This is a genomic window from Streptococcus cristatus, assembly GCF_003943505.1.
Lineage (GTDB): Bacteria > Bacillota > Bacilli > Lactobacillales > Streptococcaceae > Streptococcus > Streptococcus cristatus_E.
Window position 1 is genome coordinate 1 of sequence record NZ_RJPS01000078.1, and the last position, 691, is coordinate 691.

A 691-nucleotide genomic window follows, 5' to 3' on the forward strand; every position below is an offset into this window, starting at 1 on the left:
CTGTGATTTAGAATCAACACCTTGTTGATTTAAGGAAACGAGCTTTGAAAAGGAGAGAAGCGACATGGCTTATATTGAAATGAAACATAGCTTTAAACGTTATCAGGTAGGTGACACAGAAATTGTTGCCAATCATGATATTTCTTTTGAGATTGAAAAGGGGGAACTGGTCATTATCCTGGGTGCTTCTGGTGCTGGTAAGTCTACGGTGCTCAATATCCTCGGCGGTATGGATAGCAATGATGAGGGAGACATTCTGATAGACAGCCAGAATATTGCTGACTACAATTCCCACCAGCTGACGGACTATCGTCGCAATGATGTGGGCTTCGTCTTTCAGTTTTACAATTTGGTGCCCAACCTGACGGCTAAGGAAAATGTCGAATTGGCTTCGGAGATTGTCAAGGATGCTCAAGATCCAGTGGCCGTTCTAACTGCGGTTGGTATGGAAAATCGCCTTAATAATTTTCCAGCGCAGTTGTCAGGTGGGGAGCAGCAGCGGGTCTCTATTGCTCGGGCGGTGGCAAAAAATCCCAAAATTTTGCTCTGCGACGAACCGACAGGAGCTCTGGACTACAATACCGGCAAGCAAGTGCTGCAAATCTTACAGGACATGTCTCGCAATCAAGGAGCGACGGTGATTATCGTGACCCACAATGCTGCCTTAGCTCCCATTGCTGATCGGGTCATT

Annotated in this window: 1 protein-coding gene; it reads left to right on the forward strand. The window is 46.3% G+C overall.

The annotated features are described in order from the left end of the window. Nucleotides 1-64 precede the first annotated feature (64 nt). The coding region (locus tag D8792_RS11080) for an ABC transporter ATP-binding protein (RefSeq protein WP_142999406.1) at nucleotides 65-691 on the forward strand (627 nt) is incomplete at its 3' end.